The sequence below is a fragment of the Pseudomonas sp. genome (genome assembly GCF_040514055.1).
GTDB lineage: Bacteria > Pseudomonadota > Gammaproteobacteria > Pseudomonadales > Pseudomonadaceae > Aquipseudomonas.
On the sequence record NZ_JBEVDL010000064.1, the window covers coordinates 204,623 to 223,823 of the forward strand.

Annotated in this window: 16 protein-coding genes; 4 read left to right on the plus strand and 12 right to left on the minus strand. The window is 64.3% G+C overall.

The window, feature by feature from the left end; translation table 11 throughout:
* Positions 1 to 110: 110 nt before the first annotated feature.
* Genes ABWY06_RS15670 through ABWY06_RS15685 form a run of 4 tightly spaced genes read right to left on the minus strand, consistent with a single transcriptional unit; the run spans position 111 to position 6,233 of the window.
* Positions 111 to 1,310, minus strand: a complete 1,200-nt coding sequence (locus tag ABWY06_RS15670) for a hybrid sensor histidine kinase/response regulator (RefSeq protein ID WP_353926485.1) — start codon at positions 1,308 to 1,310, stop codon at positions 111 to 113.
* On the minus strand, positions 1,304 to 1,918 hold the full coding sequence (locus ABWY06_RS15675) for a chemotaxis protein CheB (protein WP_353926486.1): 615 nt from the start codon (positions 1,916 to 1,918) through the stop codon (positions 1,304 to 1,306). Before ABWY06_RS15675 ends, ABWY06_RS15670 begins: the two co-directional genes overlap by 7 nt.
* On the minus strand, positions 1,915 to 2,736 hold the full coding sequence (locus ABWY06_RS15680) for a CheR family methyltransferase (protein WP_353926487.1): 822 nt from the start codon (positions 2,734 to 2,736) through the stop codon (positions 1,915 to 1,917). The genes ABWY06_RS15675 and ABWY06_RS15680 overlap by 4 nt, the downstream gene beginning before the upstream one ends.
* Complete coding sequence (locus ABWY06_RS15685) at positions 2,736 to 6,233, minus strand: response regulator (RefSeq protein ID WP_353926488.1); 3,498 nt, start codon at positions 6,231 to 6,233, stop codon at positions 2,736 to 2,738. The genes ABWY06_RS15680 and ABWY06_RS15685 overlap by 1 nt, the downstream gene beginning before the upstream one ends.
* Positions 6,234 to 6,624: 391 nt before the next feature.
* Between ABWY06_RS15685 and ABWY06_RS15690 the strand changes: the two genes are divergently transcribed.
* Positions 6,625 to 7,026 (plus strand): response regulator, encoded by a 402-nt coding sequence (locus tag ABWY06_RS15690; RefSeq protein WP_353926489.1) that lies wholly within the window; start codon positions 6,625 to 6,627, stop codon positions 7,024 to 7,026.
* Between the two features lie 34 nt (positions 7,027 to 7,060).
* Here the strand turns inward: ABWY06_RS15690 and ABWY06_RS15695 are convergent, their stop codons facing one another.
* Complete coding sequence (locus ABWY06_RS15695; RefSeq protein ID WP_353926490.1) at positions 7,061 to 7,861, minus strand: N-acetylmuramoyl-L-alanine amidase; 801 nt, start codon at positions 7,859 to 7,861, stop codon at positions 7,061 to 7,063.
* The gene (locus ABWY06_RS15700; protein WP_353926491.1) at positions 7,858 to 8,451 is read right to left on the minus strand and encodes a MarC family protein; all 594 of its coding nucleotides are present in this window, start codon (positions 8,449 to 8,451) and stop codon (positions 7,858 to 7,860) included. Before ABWY06_RS15700 ends, ABWY06_RS15695 begins: the two co-directional genes overlap by 4 nt.
* A 224-nt stretch (positions 8,452 to 8,675) precedes the next feature.
* Between ABWY06_RS15700 and ABWY06_RS15705 the strand changes: the two genes are divergently transcribed.
* The gene (locus ABWY06_RS15705) at positions 8,676 to 10,097 is read left to right on the plus strand and encodes a DASH family cryptochrome (protein WP_353926492.1); all 1,422 of its coding nucleotides are present in this window, start codon (positions 8,676 to 8,678) and stop codon (positions 10,095 to 10,097) included.
* An 84-nt stretch (positions 10,098 to 10,181) separates the two neighbouring features.
* Here the strand turns inward: ABWY06_RS15705 and ABWY06_RS15710 are convergent, their stop codons facing one another.
* From ABWY06_RS15710 to ABWY06_RS15730, 5 genes are all read right to left on the minus strand, one after another.
* A complete protein-coding gene (locus ABWY06_RS15710; protein ID WP_353926493.1) occupies positions 10,182 to 12,080 on the minus strand; it encodes a diguanylate cyclase in 1,899 nt (632 codons plus the stop codon).
* A gap of 28 nt (positions 12,081 to 12,108) precedes the next feature.
* Positions 12,109 to 12,960: an endonuclease/exonuclease/phosphatase family protein gene (locus ABWY06_RS15715; protein ID WP_353926494.1), complete on the minus strand. Its 852-nt coding sequence runs from the start codon at positions 12,958 to 12,960 to the stop codon at positions 12,109 to 12,111.
* 9 nt (positions 12,961 to 12,969) lie between these two features.
* Entirely contained in the window at positions 12,970 to 13,614 is a 645-nt protein-coding gene (locus tag ABWY06_RS15720; RefSeq protein WP_353926495.1) for a thiol:disulfide interchange protein DsbA/DsbL, read from the minus strand.
* Positions 13,615 to 13,793: 179 nt separating this feature from the next.
* Complete coding sequence (locus ABWY06_RS15725; RefSeq protein ID WP_353926496.1) at positions 13,794 to 14,426, minus strand: c-type cytochrome; 633 nt, start codon at positions 14,424 to 14,426, stop codon at positions 13,794 to 13,796.
* Positions 14,427 to 14,471: 45 nt separating this feature from the next.
* Positions 14,472 to 14,762: a c-type cytochrome gene (locus ABWY06_RS15730; protein WP_353926497.1), complete on the minus strand. Its 291-nt coding sequence runs from the start codon at positions 14,760 to 14,762 to the stop codon at positions 14,472 to 14,474.
* 194 nt (positions 14,763 to 14,956) lie between these two features.
* Between ABWY06_RS15730 and yihA the strand changes: the two genes are divergently transcribed.
* Positions 14,957 to 15,610: a ribosome biogenesis GTP-binding protein YihA/YsxC gene (gene yihA, locus ABWY06_RS15735; protein ID WP_353926498.1), complete on the plus strand. Its 654-nt coding sequence runs from the start codon at positions 14,957 to 14,959 to the stop codon at positions 15,608 to 15,610.
* A gap of 408 nt (positions 15,611 to 16,018) precedes the next feature.
* Here yihA and polA read toward each other — a convergent pair whose 3' ends face one another.
* Positions 16,019 to 18,838 carry a DNA polymerase I gene (gene polA / locus ABWY06_RS15740; RefSeq protein ID WP_353926499.1) on the minus strand — a complete coding sequence of 940 codons (2,820 nt, stop codon included), beginning with the start codon at positions 18,836 to 18,838 and terminating at the stop codon, positions 16,019 to 16,021.
* A gap of 74 nt (positions 18,839 to 18,912) precedes the next feature.
* Here polA and ABWY06_RS15745 point away from each other — a divergent pair, with 74 nt between their 5' ends.
* Positions 18,913 to 19,197 (plus strand): DUF2782 domain-containing protein, encoded by a 285-nt coding sequence (locus tag ABWY06_RS15745; RefSeq protein ID WP_353926500.1) that lies wholly within the window; start codon positions 18,913 to 18,915, stop codon positions 19,195 to 19,197.
* Positions 19,198 to 19,201 lie beyond the last annotated feature (4 nt).

The following is a 19,201-nucleotide window of genomic DNA, read 5'->3' on the forward strand; positions in this document are numbered from 1 at the left end:
GCAGTGATGGGAAGGAGATCGGCCACAGGCCCCCTGACGGGGTGCTGGCAGCCCGAGGCGAGGGGTTTTCCCTGCGGTTCTAGGCGTTCGACCGCCGCGCTTGGGTTAGTTCAGACTGTTGACGCGGCGGCCAGCGGCAGGCAGACCCTAAAGGTCGAGCCTTGCCCCTCGGTACTCTGCAGCTCGATCCAGCCGTGGTGGGCCTTGACGATCTGTTCGGTGATATACAGGCCCAAGCCCAGCCCCTGACTGACGCCGCTGGACGACACCCGCTCGAATTGCTGGAAGATGCGTGCCTGATTGTCCGCCGAGATGCCAATGCCCTGATCGCGGACTTCGATGATGCCGTGGCTCGCGGCGTCCGCGACCCTGACCGCGATCGGTCGCTTGGCCCCATAACGCATGGCGTTGGTGAGCAGGTTGACGATCACCTGTTCGATGCGAAACTCGTCCCAGCAACCCGACACTGCAGCCTCGACCTGCAAGGACACCGTGCAGCCCGCCGCCGCGATCTGCGCCGAGAGGCCTTCGAGCACCTGGGTGACCAGCTGCGCGAGGTCGACCTGAGAGGGCCGAATGGACAGTGAGCCGGTACGGATACGCGATACATCGAGCATGTCTTCGATCAGCCGGATCAGGCTGGTGATCTGCCGTTCATCGCGGTCGGTCATGGCATGCAGCTTGTCCAGGGTGAAGGCTTCCGCCCTGCCCTTGGCCAGGTACAGCTTGCGCAACTGGGTTTCCAGGATCAGACCATTGAGGGGCGTGCGTAGCTCGTGGGCAACAATCGACATAAAGTTGTCGCGCATGCGCACCGCCTGGCGCAATTCATCCTGGGTGGCGCGCAACTCGCAGAGCAGGGTCTCCTGCTCCTGGCGGCTCTGTTCCAACGCCTCGACCTGGCGATTGATCGCCTGACGCTGGCGGTAAAGCTCGACGAACACCGTCACCTTGCTCTTGACCGCGTGCACGTCCAGCGGCTTTTGCAGGAAGTCCACCGCGCCGCTTTCATAGCCCTTGAAGGCGTAGTTCAACTCGCGCCCGGCGGCGCTGACGAAGACGATCGGGATATGTTTGGTGCGCTCGGTGCCCCGCATCAGCTCGGCCAGTTCGAAACCGTTCATGCCGGGCATCTGCACATCGAGGATCGCCAAGGCGAACTCGTGCTGCAGCAACAGGGCCAACGCCTCGTCGCCGGAGCGGGCCTGGAACACCTGACGCCCCTCGGCGCGGATCAGCGCCTCCAGCGCCAGCAGGTTTTCCGGCAGATCGTCGACGATCAGCAGTTTGGTTTGGATTTTGCTCAGCATAGGGTTTTGTCCAACTCGACGAGCAGCGCTCGAATATCCGCCAATTGCAAAAGGTAATCCGGCTGATGCAACGCCAGCGCCGCCTCCGGCATGGTCGCCACCAGTGCCTGGCGCGGGTCCTGCACCACCGTGAGACCACCCTGCGCCTTGATCCGCGCCAAGCCCGCCGCCCCGTCATGGCTGGCCCCGGTCAGCAGGATGCCAAGCAGCCCGGCATCGAACGCCTCCACCGCCGACTCGAAGAGGATATCGATCGACGGACGCGAATAGTGCAGCGGCTCCTCCCGACTCAGCGACAGGCTGTGATCGCGCTCGATCGACAGGTGGTAACCCGGCGGCGCGAAATAGAGGACACCCCGGGCCAGGGTTTCCTTGTCGTCCGCTTCCTTGACCCGCAGCGGCAAGCGTTGCTGGAACACCTCGGCCAGTTGGCTGAGGCGGTCATCCGGGAGGTGCAGAACGACCACTATGGGCAAGTGAAAGTCCGCCCCCAGGTCGGCGAAAATCTGCAGCAGCGCCTCGACACCGCCCGCCGAGGCACCGACCACCACCGCGTGCAGGGTGCGCGCACGGGCCGCGAAGTGCGGATCAACCGCCACCGGCCTCATGATTTACGGAAGATCCGTTGAGGCCGGTCGACGGGATCGAAGCGCTTGGCGTAGCTGGAAAAATCCAGACTCTCCTTGCTGCCCAAACCGAGGAAGCCGCGATGGCACAGCGACTCGTGGAACAGGCCAAAGGCGCGGTCCTGCAGCGTTTTGTTGAAATAGATAAGGACGTTGCGACAGGAGATCAACTGGGTTTCGGAAAACACGCTGTCGGTGGCCAGACTGTGATCGGCGAAGATAATGTTCTCGCGCAAGGACTTGTCGAACAGCGCGCCCTCATAGGCCGCCGTGTAGTAGTCGGAGAGCGCGCACTGCCCGCCGGCCTTCTGGTAGTTGCGGGTATAGGTGCGCAGGTTATCCAGGGCGAAGATACCGCGCTCGGCCTTCTCCAGGGACAGCGGATTGATGTCGGTGGCATAGAGAATGGTGCGCTCGAGCAGCCCCTCCTCGCGCAACAGGATGGCCAGCGAATAGACCTCCTCGCCGGTGCTGCAGCCAGCGACCCAGATCTTCACCGACGGGTAGGTGCGTAGCAGGGGTACCACTTGCTCGCGCAAGGCCAGGAAATAACCGGGGTCGCGAAACATCTCGCTGACCGGGATCGTCAGGTACTGCAGCAGCTGCATAAAGGCGCTGGGTCGGTGGAGGATCTGCTCCTGCAGCGCTGTGATGGTCGGGCAGCCGAATTGCACCAGGGCGTGGCGGACCCGGCGCCGCAGCGAGGCACCGGAGTAGTCGCGAAAATCGTAGTTGTACTTGAGATAGATGGCCTCGATCAGCAAGCGCAACTCGATCTCGGCGTTACCGTCGATCACCATCAGATGCGTTCCAGTTTCGGCAACCAGACCCGGATCAGCGAAAACAGCCGGTCCAGGTCGATGGGCTTGGCCAGGTAGTCGTTGGCACCCGACGCCAGGCAGCGGTCCTGGTCGTCGCGCATCGCCTTGGCCGTCACGGCGATGATCGGCAACTTGCGCCACAGCGGGTTCTGGCGAATCTGCTGGGTGGCTTCATAACCGTCCATTTCCGGCATCATCACGTCCATCAGCACCAGGTCGATATCCGCCACGCTCTCCAGCTTCTCCAGGGCTTCACGGCCGTTGCGCGCCACCTCGACCAGGGCGCCCTTGTATTCCAGGGCGCTGGTCAGGGCGAAGATATTGCGCACATCGTCGTCCACCAGCAGGATCCGCCGTCCCTCGAAAACCTTGTCGCGGTTACGCGCGGTCTTGAGCATGCTCTGGCGTTCGCTGGACAGCTGCGACTCGACCTTGTGCAAAAACAGCGTGACCTCGTCCAACAGGCGCTCGGGCGAACGGGCGCCCTTGATGATGATCGAGCGCGAATACTTCATCAGGTCGACTTCTTCGGCGCGAGTCAGGTTGCGACCGGTGTAGACAATCACCGGCGGGAAGGAGCGGATCTCCTCGCTGGCCATGCGCTTGAGCAACTCGTTGCCTTGCATGTCCGGCAGCTTGAGGTCGATGATCATGCAATCGAACACGTTCGCGCGCAGTTGCTCGAGGGCCTGGGCGCCGAATTCCACGGCGGTGATCTCGATGTCGTCGTCGCCGATCAGGCGGGCGATGCTCTCGCGCTGCAGGGCGTCGTCCTCCACCAGCAGGATACGTTTGACCTCCTGGGACAACTTGGCCTCGAGTTTGGCGAATACCGTGCGCAAGTGCTCGCGGCTAGTCGGCTTGACTGCATAACCGATGGCGCCCATCTGCAGCGCCGCCTCCATGCGGTCCTCGACGGAGATCATGTGCACCGGAATATGCCGGGTCGCCGGGTTGTCCTTGAGGTGCTGCAGCACCGTCAGGCCCGAGGCGTCCGGCAGGCGCATGTCCAGCAGTACGGCATGCGGCAGCCACTGGGCGGCCAGTTGCAGCCCATCGTCGGCGCCGTGGGCCACCAGGCAGCGATACCCCAGCTCATGCGCCAGGTCGAAGAGGATCTGCGCGAACTTGGGCTCGTCCTCGATCACCAGGATGCAGCGGCCACTGGCCGGCAGTCGGTCACGGTCGTCGGCAAAACGCGCGATCACCGGCACCGCGACCGGCACCGGTACCGCCACCGGCTCCTGGCGCACCGGCAGTGCGGGCGGCATGACCGCCATACTGCTGGTCGCCAGCGATGCCGGCTCGGGCGCAACGAATTCCCTTGGCAACACCAGGGTAAAGGTACTGCCCCGGCCTGGGGCGCTGACCACGCCGATCGAGCCGCCCAACAGGGCCGCCAGGTCGCGGGAGATCGACAGGCCCAGGCCAGTACCGCCGTAGCGGCGGTTGGTGGTGCCATCGGCCTGACGGAAGGCATCGAAGATATAACCTTGCTGGTCCTCGCGAATGCCAATCCCGGTGTCCGTGACGGCAAAGGCGATGCCGCCGTCGGCAGCAGGACCGACCTTCAGCGTCACCTCGCCGCGCTCGGTGAACTTCATCGCGTTGGATAGCAGGTTCTTCAGGATCTGCTCGATCCGTTGCTGGTCGCTGTACAGGCTGTCCGGCACTCCGGCCTCGCGCTCGATGCGCAGCAGCAGCCCCTTGTCCGCGGCGACCGGATCGAACACTGTGCGCGCGCCCTGCAGCAGGCGTTCGATCGGTACGTCCTGGGCCCGCACCTCGAGTTTGCCGGCCTCCACCTTGGAAATGTCCAGGATGTCGTTGATCAAATGCAGCAGGTCGTTGCCGGCCGAATAGATCGACTCGGCGAACTTGACCTGCTCGGCGCTGAGGTTGGCCTGGGGGTTGTCGGCCAGCAGCTTGGCCAGGATCAGCGAGCTGTTCAACGGCGTGCGCAGTTCGTGGGACATGTTGGCCAGGAATTCGGACTTGTACAGGCTGGCGCGCTGCAGTTCCTGGGCGCGCTCCTCGAGCTGCAGTTGCACCTGGTTGAGCGCCCCGTTCTTCTCGTCCAGGGCATCCCGTTGCTCGGCCAGCACCTGCGCCTGATCGGCCAGTTGCTCGTTGGTCTGCTCAAGCTCGGCCTGCTGAGTTTCCAGATGCACCTGGGATTCCTTGAGCACCCGCGACTGCTCTTCGAGCTCCTCGTTGGCCGTGCGCAGCTCTTCCTGCTGCACCTGCAGCTCCTCGTTGAGCTGCTGGGTTTCGCTCAACACGTCCTGCAGGCGCTCACGGTAACGCGCGGCTTCGATCGAAGTGCCGACGTTATCGGCGATCAACTCGAGGAACTCGGTATCGCGCGGCTGGATCGGCCGCAGAAACGCCAGCTCCAGCACGCCATTGACCAGGTTGTCGTTGCTGATCGGCAGGATCAGGATGCTTAGCCGGCCCGTCTGCCCGAGCCCCGAGTTGGCCTGCAGGTAACTGTGCGGCAGATCGTCCAGGCGGATCAGGCGCCGCTCCTGGGCCGCCTGGCCGACCAGCGACTCGGCCGGCCCGAAGTGCTGCTCGGTGGCTTCCTGCTCCTGGGAAAAGCCATAGCTGGCCACCCGCTTGAACCCGACGTGCTCGTCGCGCGCATAGAACGCGCCCACCGCGATATCCAGGTGGCTCGCCAGGTAACGCAGCACGTTGCGCCCCAGCACCGGTACGGTCAACTGCCCCAGTACCTGTTCCGCCAGTTGGCTCTGGCCGCTGCGCAGCCAGGCTTTTTGCTCGATCAGCGCGGCGCTGGCCAATTGTTCTTGCAGGGAATGGGTGTAGCTTTCCGACAGGCGCAGCAGCTCGCGCCGCCCCAGCACAGCCAGCAGGGCGCTGAAACTGAGGCTGAACACCAGGTACAGGCCAATGGTGAGCATGACCGTCTGGTTGGCATCCTGGTTACGGGTCACCCGCAGTTGCTGCTCGGTATTGGTGAAATCGCCGTACTCACGACGCAGCTCGTCGGTAACCTGCTTGCCCCGCCCGCTGCCCACCTGTCCTTGGTAATCCTGCCCTTTACGCTTCATGTCGATCATGGCCTGGGCGAACCCGTACCATTGCTGGTGCAACGCCTGGATGCGCCGCAAGCGGTCGACCTGGGTCGGGTTGTCCGCCACCAGCTCGCGCAAGCCTTCCAATTCGGCGCCGATACGCGGCTTGGCCAGTTCATAGGGTGCCAGGAAGTCTTCATCACCGCTGATCAGGAACCCACGCATGCCGGTTTCCAGGTCGACGGTCAGCTTGAACGCCTCGTGGGCATTGGCGATCACCCGGTCGGTGTGCTCAACCCAGCGCAGCACGCTCAGTAGATAGAAAATCAGACCGACGAAAAACACCGCGCTGAGCAGGCCAACCCCCAGGGGCAGCGTGATGTTGCGCAAAAGAATGCGGCGAAAACTGTTCTCATCGATGGCGGCGCGGCTGTTCATCTGGGAATACCGACGATAAAAACCAAGGATTCTGCCGTAAAGTCCGGGAAAAAGGCACGGCTTTCCTCCCGCGGGCCGCGTCCTGCCGACGGTCCGGCGGTCAAGACAGGCGGAAACCGGAATTTGCACATCCGAGGGAACCCCCCAAGCCGGTGCGGGTCGCACCAGACAGGTCTTCGACGACAGAGATGGCGAAAAGTGTCGATAATCCGTGGCGCCCACCTGGGCCCTCAATCGATGGCCAGCGGCCTGGTCCCGGGATACCCTGGCTCACGGCCATTAGCCAGCAGCGAACCGGCTGCGGCTTCGCTGGCGCAGTCGCCGCCCCCGATTCAGCCTGTGGCCCGAGCGGGCGGCGCGTCTTCCACTGCAGTGAATACGAGAAAAGCTTATGCCCGAGATCAATACCGCCGACCCGCTGTCCACCAGCGACCGCAAAATCATCCTGCTGGTGGAGGACGACGAAGTGGTGCGTATGCTGACGGCCGAGGTCCTCGAGGAGCTGGGCTATCAGGTGCATGAGGCCGAGGACGCCACTCAGGCCTTGCCACTGCTGGAAAGCGACCAGCCGCTGGACTTGCTGATGACCGATATAAGCCTGCCGGGCATGAGCGGGCGTGAGCTGATGGAGAAAGCCCGTCAACTGCGCCCGGACTTGCCGGTGCTGTTTGCCAGTGGTTATGCCGAGGAGGACCACGGCAGCGCTCGCCCCAGCAAGGTGGCGACCATCACCAAGCCCTTCTCCCTGGACCTGCTGAGAACCAAGGTGCGCAGCATGCTCGGGCAGGCCTGACGCCCCGACCCGCGCAGGCATCGCGGGCCAGGCGTCAGCCCGGTTGTGCCTGCATCTGCAGCAGCACCTGGATCAACGCCGCCGTGTGAGCGTCCGGCTCACCGTCGAAGCGGCTAGGGCGATAGCGCATCTGGAAGGCGGCCAGCACATGGCGGGTCGCCACATCCAGCTCGCCGGTCTGCGGGCAGGCATAGCCCAGGCGCGACAGCTGTTGCTGATACCAGACCACTGTCGGCGGCTGCTGCTCGAACTGCGCTTGTTGCAGCCCCACCGCCGGTGCCGGTGGCCAATGCCCGAGCCCGGCCTCGGCGAGGCGTTGCCAGGGAAACAGCGGGCCTGGATCAAGCTTGCGCAACGGCGCGATGTCGCTATGGCCGACGATACGTTCCGGCGCGATGTCATAGCGTTGCACCAGGTCCTTGAGCAGCCGGATCAGTGCCTCGATCTGCGCCGGCGCATAGGGATACCACTCGCGTCCGTTGGGGGTGTCGCGGTAGCCGGGGTTGACCAGTTCGATACCCAGGGAGCTGGCATTCAACCAGGTCCGTCCTTGCCATTCGCTTTCACCGGCATGCCAGGCGCGCTGATCCTCATCCACCAGGCGGTAGACGGTCGCGGGAGAATCCCCGATCAGGTAGTGGCTGCTGACTTCACCATGGGTCAGCAAGGCCAAGGAGCGGGGCAGGTCGGCTGAGGTGTAATGCAACACCACATACTGCACTCGACTGTCATGGTTGACCGAGCGAATACGGGTCTCCACGGACGGGCCCGTGGCGCACCCGGCCAGCAGGACCAGGCACAGGCACAGGCACAGGCTTGGCAGGAAACATTTCATGGGCGGATATGCAGCACGCTTTGCAGGTTGTCCAGCAGCATGTCGACACTGAGCATGATCAAGAGCATACCGGTCAGCCGCTCGACGGCGGTCAAGCCACGAGCGCCGAGAAACCGCTGGAGAAACGACGCCTGCAACAGGATAAAGGCGGTCGCCGCCCACGCCAGGGCAACGGCCAGGTACAGCTCCCACAGCGGCCCCTGGTGGGTATTGCGCAGGGTCATCAGCACCGCCAGGGCCGAGGGACCCGCCACCGCCGGGGTGGCCAGGGGTACCAGCATCGGTTCGCCATCGGGCAGGTCGCCCAGCACCCCCTGAGGCGTGGGAAAGATCAGGCGCATGGCGATCACGAAGAGGATGATGCCGCCGGCGATGGCCGTCGCCTCCCGGGACAGCCCCAAACCACTGAGCACCTTGTCACCAAAGGTCAGAAACGCCATCAGCAACGCCAGGGCGAACAGCAATTCACGCAGGGCCACACGCAAACGTCGCTCGGGGGCCACGCTTTTCAAGGCGGCCAGAAAGATCGCGATATTACCAAAGGGGTCGGTGACCAGAAAGATCAGCACGGCGATGCCGAAGATGTCCATGCAGCACTCCAGGAACCAAGCCCCCGACTCGCCGAAGGACGAGTGAAGCACTGGGTCGAACAGCGGTGATTATCAATCAGCCGCGGCTCGCCGGCCAGCAGCTTCCGTCCTGCCGGGGCACCCCACAGGCTCAAGACCAGCGGCATGGCCAAAGGCTTCTACTTTGCGCCGGTTGGCGTATCCTGACAGGATCGGCCGACGCTGACGCGTCGAGGAGACCCGTGATGGACAAGCAGCTGCTCTGGTTCAAACAGGACTTGCGCCTGGATGATCACCCGGCCGTACAGGCCGCGCTCCAGGCGGGGCAGTTGTTGCCGGTGTATGTACTGGATATCGCCCAGTTCCAGATCGGCGCCTTTGGCGTTCGGCGATTGGGCGTGCACCGCGCCCGCTTCTTGTTGGAAAGCCTGGCGGCACTGGACGGCGCGTTGCGCCAGCGCGGCTCGCACCTGCTGGTACTGCCCGGCAAGGCCGAACAGGTCATCCCACGCCTGGTGGCCGAACTCGAGCTGCAACAGGTGTTGACCCTCGAGGAAATCGCCCCGGAAGAGCGTGGCCAACTGCAGCGCCTGCGCACGGCCCTGGGGCCTGTGCAACTGCGGGTGCTGCCCGGTAACGGCCTGTTGCGGGCAGAGGAGCTGCCGGACCCGGTCGACGCGCTACCCCAGGTATTCAGCCAGTTTCGCGAGCGGATCGAACAACGCCTGATGGTGTTTCAGCCACGCCCGGCGCCCGAGCGGCTGCCGCCGCTGCCGAACGGTGCCCTGGCCCTGCTCGAACCACTGCCGACCTTGTCGCAACTGGGCCTGGGTGAGCCGTTGAGCGTCCCCGAGAGCGCCTTCCCCTTTGCCGGTGGCGAGCCCGCCGCCCAGGGACGGATGCGCGACTACCTGTGGGAGAGCCAGGGCGTGCGGCAGTACCAGGACACTCGCAACGGCCTGATTGGCAGCGAATATTCGTCCAAGTTCTCTCCCTGGCTGGCCAACGGCAGCCTGTCGCCGCGGCGCGCCGTGGCGGAGCTGCGCCGCCACGAGGCGCAGTACGGCGCCAACGCCTCGACGCAGTGCCTGTGGGTCGAACTGCTGTGGCGCGAGTTCTTTCGCTGGACTCTGGTGCGCCATGGCAGCGCCTTGTTCAAGGCCGGCGGGCTCAAGGCCACGGCGCGGGCGCCGGTGTTGCTGGATCAGCGCTTTACCCAATGGTGCCAAGGGCGCACCGGCCTTCCACTGGTGGACGCCAACATGCGTGAGCTGGCCGCCACGGGCTTTATGTCCAACCGCGGCCGGCAGGTGGTGGCCAGCTACCTGGTCAACGACCTGCAGCAGGATTGGCGCCACGGCGCGGCCTGGTTCGAGGAGCATTTGCTGGACTATGACCCGGCGAGCAATTGGGGCAACTGGGCCTACCTCGCCGGGGTGGGTAGCGATCCGCGGCGCAATCGGGTGTTCAACGCGCTACGCCAGGCGCGCCAGTACGACCCCGATGCCAGCTACGTCAGCCTCTGGCTGCCGGAACTGCGCAGCGTGGCGCAACACCTGCGCCACACGCCCTTCCTGTTGCCGCGGTTGCAGCTGGACGCCCTGCATTACCCGCGACTCGAGGCCATTCCGTTGAACTGGCAACCCTACCTGCCGCAGGTGGCCTGAGCGCGAGCGGGGCATACGCCTTGTGGGCCTGGATAAACGCCGGATGGGCAACGCACGGGGTTTCCCAAGGCGTGTCCAGCGCCTTCAACCCATTTCGACCCGGTTGCGCCCGCCGCGCTTGGCGCGGTACAGCGCCTGATCGGCCCGCTCAAAGACCTGGTCGCTCAGCTCACCACTGGCATAACCACTGATACCGGCGGACAAGGTGATGGTGACGCGCTCGCCCTTGAAGTGAAACGGGCATTGCTCGATGCCCGCGCGCAGGTTTTCCAGCAATTGCTGCGCACCTTCCAAGGGTGTGGCCGGCAATAACAGGACAAATTCCTCGCCGCCAAAACGCGCGATAAAATCGGTTTTACGCAGACGCTTGAGCAGCTCGCCCGCGATGATCTTCAGGACCTTGTCGCCGGCCAGGTGGCCATAGTTGTCGTTGATCCGCTTGAAGTGGTCGATGTCCAGGATCGCCAGCAGCAGATCACCGCCATAACGCTGCCAGCGCGCCACTTCCAGCTCCAGCCGTTCGCTCCAGGCGGCACGGTTGGGCAACCCGGTCAGCGGATCGGACAAGGCCTTTTGCCGCTGTTCCTCAAGGTGCTCGCGGAACCCCTTGGCTTCCTGCTCCATGCTGGCGACCCGTTCGACCAGCGTCTGCAGCCGCCCGACCACGTCCTGCTCGCGCTCATCGCGTTGACGCTGGAACTGCTCCATGGTGCTGAGCAGCCCCTCCAGGCGGTTCTCCACCACGTGTTTCAGGCTGGTCAGGTCGGTGGCTTCCTGCACGCTGCTGTGCAATCCGCTGACCTGCTCGCGCAGCTCGCTGTCCAGCTCACGGGCCGCCGACATGGAGTCGGCATAACCTTCGTGGGCATCCTGCAGGCTGCCCTGAAAGGTCGCCAGGCGTTCGTTGAGCTGCTTCAGGTAGCCTTCGAACTCGCGCTGGCCGACATCGGCGATCGCCAGCATCAATACCGCGAAGTCCTCCAGCACCGGCACCAGCTCATAGAGGTTGAGCCCGGCCTGGATACGCGTGCGCAGCAGCTCGGCCTGGGGCTGGTGGCGCTCGGGCAGGCTCAGCTCATCGAGCAGACCGACCAGGGTCGCCTCGACATGCTGGGCAATGGCGCTGTAGCCCGGCTCGGGGGCAACGGGCAGGGCATACTCGGGATCTGGCGCAGCGGCCATGGGCGTTTCGGGCGCAGCGGGTGGATTCAACAGCGCAGCCGGCAGTGGCAAGCTGTCCAATCGCGCCGCCTGCAGCTGTTCGGACATCTCGCGCGGGCGCGCCTGCGGTGCCTCAGGCAACACCGGCGCCAGGGCCTGGGGGACAGACACCGCGGCGGGCGCCACCGCTGGCGATGACGGCTCCTCGTCCTGCTCAGCGGCCGCCAGTAAGGACTCGCTCGCCGGTAATGGTAGCGGCTGCTCGGCCGCCTCGGTCTCAGGGGCCGGCCCGCCGTCCTCGCGGCTACCGAACAACCGCTGCAGCAGCCCGGGGCGCGGCGCGGCCTCCTGACCCTGCTGCAGGGCCAGGGCCTGGCGTTGCAACTCACCCAGCTCCGCCAATAAGGCCGGCATCTCACGCGCCTGGCCGGCCCGGGCCTCCAATTGTTTGGCGAAGCGCTTGAGCGGCTTGCGCACTTCGCCCGGCAGGTCCAGCGCTTGCAGCTGGGTGGCCAGGGCGGATAAACCGCTGGTGACCTGAGTGACACGGGTCTGGCGCCGCTGCTCAGAGTCGAGCACGGCCTTTTCCAGCCGTGGAATCAAGGCGGACAGGCCCGCGTCCATGTCCTCACGACGAAGGATTTCGCGCATTTCCAGCATGCACTGGTCTACCGCCTTGTCCACGCCTTCGGCGGCCAGGGAGCTGCGCACCAGGCCGCGGCGCAGCAGGTCGAGGCGCGTATCCCAACGGCGCTCGAGCTTCTCCTGCTCTTCGAGGTTTTCCAGGTATTTGTTTTTCCAGCGCTGAACGTCGTCGTTCATGCTTGAATCCGGATGGCGGCGGGCCTGTTCAGCATAGCGGCGCATTGCCTTGATGGGGCGCAGGCAAGCGAATTTCCACGGCCACCGGCAAATGGTCGGAGATCGGCAGTGCCAGCACTCGCACCCGCTCCAGGTGCAACTCGGAACTCAGCAAAATGTGGTCGAGGCAGCGCTGCGGGCGCCAGCTGGGAAAGGTCGCCTCCACCTGGGGGGCCAGCAAGCCCAGATCCCGTAACGGTGAATGCTGCAGCAGGTCGGTGGCGTGGGTGTTCATGTCACCCATCAACACCTTGTGCCGATAGCCGCTGATCAGCTCACGGATATAGGCCAGTTGCCGGGTGCGGGTGCGGGCGCCAAGCGAGAGATGCATCATCACCACCGCCAGCGCCTCTGGCCCATCACCAAAGCGCAGGAGAATCGCCCCTCGCCCCGGCGGCCCGGGCAGCGGGTGATCTTCCAGCAGGGTCGGGCACAGCCGGCTCAGCACGCCATTGCTGTGCTGCGCCAGACGCCCGAGGTTACGGTTGAGCTGTTGGTACCAGTAGGGAAAGGCGCCGAGATGGGCGAGGTGTTCGACCTGATTGACATAGCCGGAGCGATGACTGCCGCCATCGGCTTCCTGCAGGGCAACCAGGTCGTAATCGGCCAGCACCTCACCGATGCGCTGCAGGTTGCCGGCCCGCCCGCGGTGGGGCAACAGGTGCTGCCAACCGCGGGTCAGGTAGTGGCGGTAACCTTCGGTGCTGTTGCCCACCTGGATATTGAAGCTGAGCAGGCGCAGCAAGCCATCCTCCGGCAACCCGCTGGCGGCCAGGCAATGGTCATTGACCTGCGGGCTGTGCAGGCCAACCCCCCGTTCGACCATCCAGCGCCGCAGCATGGCCGCAGGTTACTTGGCGGCGCTGGCGCGTTCTTTCGCAATCAGCGAATCAGCTACTTTGAGTGCGCCATCCGGGCCACCTGAGGAGCCAAGGTCAAAGCGGTATTTGCCATTGACCACCATCACCGGGACGCCCGTGATCTGGTACTGCATGGCCAGCTTCTTGGCTTTCTCGACCTGACCCTTGACGCCAAAGGAGCTGTACGCCTTGAGGAACGCCTCCTTGTCGACACCTTGGGTGGCGAGGAATTCGGCCATTTCCTCAGGGGTCGCGAGCTTCTTGTGCTCCTTGTGGATGGCGTCGAAGATGGCTTTACGGACTTTCTGCTCGGCCTTCATCGACTCGAGGGTGATGAACATCTGCCCATGGGCATCCCAGGGACCGCCGAACATCGCCGGCACGTGGACGAAGTTGACGTCGGCGGGCAGTTTTTCGACCCAGGCGTTCAATGTCGGCTCGAATGCATTGCAATGGCCACAGCCGTACCAGAACAACTCCACCACTTCGATCTTGCCCGGAACGGCGACCGGTACGGCGCTGCTCAGCTCCACATACTGCTTGCCGGCTTCGATCGCTTCATCGGCAGTGGCCGCCGCCGTCATGCCAAACAGGCTCGCGGCGGCAAGGGCGGCGCTGAAAATCAGGTTACGCATACTTCACTCCTAGGCAGAAAAGGTTCGCTCGCAAGCGATCGAACTTGGACAGGCGGCACGCGCAAGGGTTCCCCTGATGGCCCGTTGGGCGAGGTCGCTCAGTCAAACAGGTCACCAGTGTAGCGGCACCCGCGATCAAAAAGGGCGGCTTGCGCCGCCCTCGTCAGGTGCCGCGAGGATCAGTGCAGCCCCTGGATAAAGCTGGAGACGGCTTCGATGTCCTTGTTGCTGAGCTTCTCGGCGATGCTGCGCATGACCATGGTGTCGCCGTCGTTGGTGCGATTGCCTTCACGGAAGTCGGTCAACTGCTTGGCCACGTAGGTGGCGTGCTGCCCACCCAGGTGAGGGAAACCTGCCAGGCTGTTGCCGGAGCCGTCCGGCGAGTGACAACCGGTACAGGCAGGCATGCCCTGCTCCAGCTTGCCGCCGCGGAACAACTCGCCGCCACGGGTCACCAGTTTAGGATCGGCCGCGCCGACGCCCATTTTCTGGCTGGCGAAATAGGCGGCGATATCCGCCAGGTCCTGCTCGCTCAGCGAGTCCAGCAAACCGGTCATTTCAATCACCTTGCGCCCGACGCCCGGCTTGGCATCGGCCGCGGTCCCGGCCTTGATGTCCTTCAGCTGCTTGAGCAGGTAACGCTCGCCCTGGCCGGCCAGCTTGGGGAAATTCGGTGCCGGGCTGTTGCCGTCGGCGCCATGGCAGGCGCCACATACCGCCACCTTGCCCTGGCCCGCCGCGGCGTCGCCGGCAGCATGGGACAGACCGGAAATGCCCAGGGTCAACAGCAGACTCACGATTACTTTGTTCATCAGCTCATCCAAGTACGGCTAAGGGTAAAAGAGTTAGGCATCGGATCACTCGCTCATCAATTGAATGACGGCCCGGTAATCCTCAGCGCTGCAGTCCATGCACAGACCTCGCGGCGGCATGGCATTCAAGCCGGTGGTGACACTGGATACAAGGGTATCCATGCCTTTGGCCAGACGCGGGGCCCAGGCGGCTTTGTCGCCGGACTTCGGGGCCATCGGCAACTGGCCGTTATGGCAGGCCGCACAGGCCCTGGCATAGACCGCATTGGCATCCTGGGCCGCTTGAACGGTGCAGGACAGCAGGATGACACCCGCCGCCAGCAGCAATTTCTTCATGAAATCTTCCTCATCGGGGATGGGAACGTCCTGCGTTCTGGTGCGCAGAGGTCGTAATCGTTCCCGTGAACACTTCACCAGCGGTGGGACAAAGCGCACACAAAATCTGCGGCATTATATACTGGCGTCGCTGAAACGGAAACGACACCGCTTGCCGCGCCAAACGTCGGCGCCGCCCACAACCGGAATTACCGATGCTAGTCAAGAATCCCATCATGGGCCTGTGCCAACAAGCCGACTTTATGCTCAGCGCCGCCAAGGTCGAGCAATGCCCGGACGACGAGGGCTACGAAGTGGCTTTCGCCGGCCGTTCCAATGCCGGCAAGTCCAGCGCCCTGAACACCCTGACTCATGCCAGCCTGGCGCGCACCTCGAAAACGCCGGGTCGCACCCAACTGCTGAATTTCTTCCGCCTGGACGACGAACGCCGCCTGGTCGACTTGCCCGGCTACGGCTACGCCAAGGTACCAATCCCGCTCAAGCTGCACTGGCAACGCCACTTGGAAGCCTACCTGGGCAGCCGTCGCAGCCTGGTCGGCCTGATCCTGATGATGGATATCCGCCATCCGCTGACCGAGTTCGACCACCTGATGCTCGATTGGGCCGTGGCCGCCCAGATGCCCATGCATATCCTGCTGACCAAAGCCGACAAGCTGGCGTTCGGGGCCGCCAAGACCACCCTGCTCAAGGTCCAGCAGGACCTGCGCCGCGGATGGGGGGACAGCATCAGCATGCAGCTGTTTTCGGCGCCCAAACGTATGGGCGTGGAGGAAGCGCAGGCCGTGCTGGGACGCTGGATGCACCTGCTGGATGCCCCCACGGCGCCGAGCGAAGACGCCGAAGGCTGAATCGCGGGCAAAAAAAACCCCGAGCATCGTATGGGGAGGGGGAGGCTCGGGGTTTAAGGTCTGAACCGCTAGGGCGGGGCTCAGATATATGCCAACACTTAACACAACAAAGGAGCATCGAAGGCTTCATCAGCCATTCAGGAACTCAGAGTGGCCGGCGGCGGCAAAAGTTCAGCGTTAAACGAAACTGTTCGCGATAAGCAGACAAACGTTAATATCTTCGCGACCGGGTGCGACCCTATGCCACAGGGGGTAGCTCCTCGTCACATGAGGCCTGGGTGTCGCTCAAGGGACGCACCCAGACCTGTTCACTTCCTCCTGCCGTCGTTCCCGCGACGGCGGGAATCCAGTTGCTCACCAGGTGGTGAGCTCAATCGCGTCTTGTCCGGGTGTTGCCAGGCTCCGCCATCAGTGCGCCTCGTCCCAGTTGGACCCCACACCAACCTCCACCAGCAAGGGCACGTCCAGTTCCGCCGCCGCGCTCATCAGCACCCGCACGTGATCGCGCACGGTATCGACCAGGTCCTCGCGCACCTCCAGCACCAATTCGTCGTGCACCTGCAGGATCACCCTGGCATCCAGCCCCGACTCGGTCAGCCAGCGGTCCACCGCGACCATGGCGCGTTTCATGATGTCGGCCGCGGTGCCCTGCATCGGCGCGTTGATCGCGGTGCGCTCGGCGCCCTTGCGCAGCGCCTGGTTCTTCGAGTGGATCTCGGGCAGGTAGAGCCGGCGGCCGAACAGCGTCTCGACGTAACCCTGGTCGCTGGCCTGGTCGCGGGTGCGCTCCATATAAGCCAGCACACCCGGATAGCGGGTGAAATAGCGGTCGATATAGGCCTGGGACTGCTTGCGGTCGACGCCGATCTGCTTGGCCAGGCCAAAGGCGCTCATGCCGTAGATCAGGCCGAAGTTGATCGCCTTGGCACTGCGCCGCTGGTCGCTGCTGACAGCCTCGAGTTCGACCCCGAACACCTCCGCCGCGGTAGCGCGGTGCACGTCCAGGCCATGGCCGAAGGCGTACAGCAGGCCGCTATCCTGGGCCAGGTGGGCCATGATCCGCAGTTCGATCTGCGAGTAGTCCGCCGCCAGCAGGCGATAGCCCGGCGGCGCGACGAACGCCTGACGGATACGCCGGCCTTCGGCGCTGCGGATGGGGATGTTCTGCAGGTTGGGGTCGCTGGAGGACAAACGTCCAGTGGCGGTGACCGCCTGGTGATAGGAGGTGTGGATGCGCCCCGTGCGCGGGTTGATCTGCTCCGGCAGGCGATCAGTGTAGGTACTCTTGAGCTTGCTCAGGGTGCGGTACTGCATCAGCACCTTGGGCAAGGGGAAGTCCTGCTCGGCCAGCTCGGCCAGCACCGCCTCGGCGGTACTGGCCTGGCCCTTGGCGGTCTTGCTGAGCACCGGCAAGCCGAGTTTCTCGTAAAGGATCACCCCCAGTTGCTTGGGCGAGCCCAGGTTGAACTCCTCACCGGCGATGGCAAAGGCCTCGCGCTCGAGCTGCACCAGCTTCTCGCCCAACTCACGGCTGTGTTCGCCCAGCAGCTTGGCATCGACCAGCGCGCCCTGGCGCTCGATACGCGCCAGCACCGGCACCAGGGGCATCTCGATCTCGCTGAGCACCCGCGCCAGCCCCGGCACCGCTTGCAGCCGTGGCCACAGCGCCTGGTGCAGGCGCAGGGTGATGTCGGCGTCCTCGGCGGCATAGGGACCGGCCTGTTCCAGGGCAATCTGATCGAAGGTCAGCTGCTTGGCGCCCTTGCCAGCGATGGTCTCGAAGGCGATGGTACTGTGGTCCAGGTACTTGAGCGCCAGGCTGTCCATGTTGTGACGGGTGGCGACCGAGTCCAGCACATAGGATTCGAGCATGCTGTCGAATGCCACGCCCTGCACCTGAATGCCCTGGGCAGGGTCGCCGCCAAGGGCGCAATTGGCCAGGATATTGATGTCGTACTTGGCGTGCTGACCGACCTTGGCCTTGCGCGGGTCTTCCAGCAGCGGCTGCAGCGCACGCAGCACGGTGTCGCGGTCCAGCTGCGTCGGCACGCCCATATAGGCGTGGGTCAGGGGAATATAGGCGGCCTCGTGGGCCTCGACCGCAAAGGACAGGCCGACCAGCTGCGCCTGCTGGGCGTCGAGCCCGGTGGTCTCGGTGTCGAAGGCGAACAAGTCGGCTTGACGCAGCTTGTCCAGCCAGACCTCGAAGCGCGCCGGGTCGAGAATGGTCTCATAGCGGGTTTCGACGACGACCGCCGCGACGGCCTCCTGCGCCACCTCGGTGCTGGCCGGCGCCTCGGCCGGGGCGTCGAACAGGCCCCCACGGATCGCCTCGGCACCGGCCACCTTGCTCTCGCGCAGCACTTCGTCGCGCCAGCTTTTGAACTCAAGCTCGGCGTACAGCTCGAGCAGGGCCGCATGGTCGACCGCACCGATCTGCAACTGGTCGAAGCGCAGCTCCAGGGCCACATCGAGCTTGATGGTGGCCAGCTGATAGGACAGAAACGCCATCTCGCGGTGCTCTTCGAGCTTGGCCGCCAGGCCCTTGGCCCCGCGGATCGGCAGATCGGCCACCTTGTCGAGGTTGGCGTAAAGCACCTCCAGCCCGCCGCCGACACCCAGCAGCAGGCCCTGGGCGGTCTTTTCGCCGACCCCGGGAACGCCGGGAATGTTGTCAACCTTGTCGCCCATCAGCGCCAGGTAGTCGATGATCAGCTCGGGACCGACGCCGAATTTCGCTTTCACGCCATCCACGTCGTAGACGCTACCGGTCATGGTATTGACCAGGGTAACGTGCGGGCAGACCAGCTGGGCCATGTCCTTGTCGCCGGTGGAGATCACCACCGGATGGCCCTGGGCGGCACTCTGCCGGGCCAATGTGCCGATCACGTCGTCGGCTTCCACCCCCTCGACGCACAGCAGCGGGAATCCCAGGGCGCGCACGCTGGCATGCAGCGGCTCGACCTGGACCCGCAGGTCGTCCGGCATGCTCGGCCGGTTGGCCTTGTAGTCGGCGTACAGGCTGTCGCGAAAGGTCCCGCCCTTGGCGTCGAACACCACCGCCAGGGGGCTGTGCGGGTACTGCTTGCGCAGGCTTTTGAGCATGTTCAGCACGCCCTTGACCGCGCCAGTGGGCAACCCCTTGGAGGTGGTCAGGGGCGGCAGGGCGTGGAAGGCGCGGTACAGGTAAGAAGAACCGTCCACCAGGACGAGGGGCGCTTGGCTCATGTGTTGGATCAACCTTTTCCACGGGGTCGGCGTTAGAATGGTCCGACCAATGACGACAAAGGGACAAGGTTATCATGCGCACATTCAACTGCCTGTTGCTAAGCGGCATGCTGATGTTCGGTGCCAGCGCGGTCCTGGCCGAAGAGCCGGTGACGGGCGAGCCGGACGTGACCATTCGCACGGACGGCGACAAAACCATTCAGGAATACCGGGTCAACGGCTTCCTCTATGCGATCAAAATCACCCCCAAGGGCGGCAAGCCGTATTTCCTGGTGCGTGCCGATGGCAGCGACGGCAACTTCGTCCGCTCGGACAACCCGGACATGCTGATCCCGGCCTGGGAAATCTTCAGCTGGTAAACGA

What these genes read in the sequence shown, in the direction of transcription:
- ABWY06_RS15700 (WP_353926491.1), bottom strand. Translation starts at nt 8,451, where the DNA reads ATGGACATCTTCGGCATCGCCGTGCTGATCTTTCTGGTCACCGACCCC.
- ABWY06_RS15685 (WP_353926488.1), bottom strand. Translation starts at nt 6,233, where the DNA reads ATGAACAGCCGCGCCGCCATCGATGAGAACAGTTTTCGCCGCATTCTT.
- ABWY06_RS15745 (WP_353926500.1), top strand. Translation starts at nt 18,913, where the DNA reads ATGCGCACATTCAACTGCCTGTTGCTAAGCGGCATGCTGATGTTCGGT.
- yihA (WP_353926498.1), top strand. Translation starts at nt 14,957, where the DNA reads ATGCTAGTCAAGAATCCCATCATGGGCCTGTGCCAACAAGCCGACTTT.
- ABWY06_RS15725 (WP_353926496.1), bottom strand. Translation starts at nt 14,426, where the DNA reads ATGAACAAAGTAATCGTGAGTCTGCTGTTGACCCTGGGCATTTCCGGT.
- ABWY06_RS15710 (WP_353926493.1), bottom strand. Translation starts at nt 12,080, where the DNA reads ATGAACGACGACGTTCAGCGCTGGAAAAACAAATACCTGGAAAACCTC.
- polA (WP_353926499.1), bottom strand. Translation starts at nt 18,838, where the DNA reads ATGAGCCAAGCGCCCCTCGTCCTGGTGGACGGTTCTTCTTACCTGTAC.
- ABWY06_RS15675 (WP_353926486.1), bottom strand. Translation starts at nt 1,918, where the DNA reads ATGAGGCCGGTGGCGGTTGATCCGCACTTCGCGGCCCGTGCGCGCACC.
- ABWY06_RS15695 (WP_353926490.1), bottom strand. Translation starts at nt 7,861, where the DNA reads ATGAAATGTTTCCTGCCAAGCCTGTGCCTGTGCCTGTGCCTGGTCCTG.
- ABWY06_RS15715 (WP_353926494.1), bottom strand. Translation starts at nt 12,960, where the DNA reads ATGCTGCGGCGCTGGATGGTCGAACGGGGGGTTGGCCTGCACAGCCCG.
- ABWY06_RS15720 (WP_353926495.1), bottom strand. Translation starts at nt 13,614, where the DNA reads ATGCGTAACCTGATTTTCAGCGCCGCCCTTGCCGCCGCGAGCCTGTTT.
- ABWY06_RS15690 (WP_353926489.1), top strand. Translation starts at nt 6,625, where the DNA reads ATGCCCGAGATCAATACCGCCGACCCGCTGTCCACCAGCGACCGCAAA.
- ABWY06_RS15680 (WP_353926487.1), bottom strand. Translation starts at nt 2,736, where the DNA reads ATGGTGATCGACGGTAACGCCGAGATCGAGTTGCGCTTGCTGATCGAG.
- ABWY06_RS15705 (WP_353926492.1), top strand. Translation starts at nt 8,676, where the DNA reads ATGGACAAGCAGCTGCTCTGGTTCAAACAGGACTTGCGCCTGGATGAT.
- ABWY06_RS15670 (WP_353926485.1), bottom strand. Translation starts at nt 1,310, where the DNA reads ATGCTGAGCAAAATCCAAACCAAACTGCTGATCGTCGACGATCTGCCG.
- ABWY06_RS15730 (WP_353926497.1), bottom strand. Translation starts at nt 14,762, where the DNA reads ATGAAGAAATTGCTGCTGGCGGCGGGTGTCATCCTGCTGTCCTGCACC.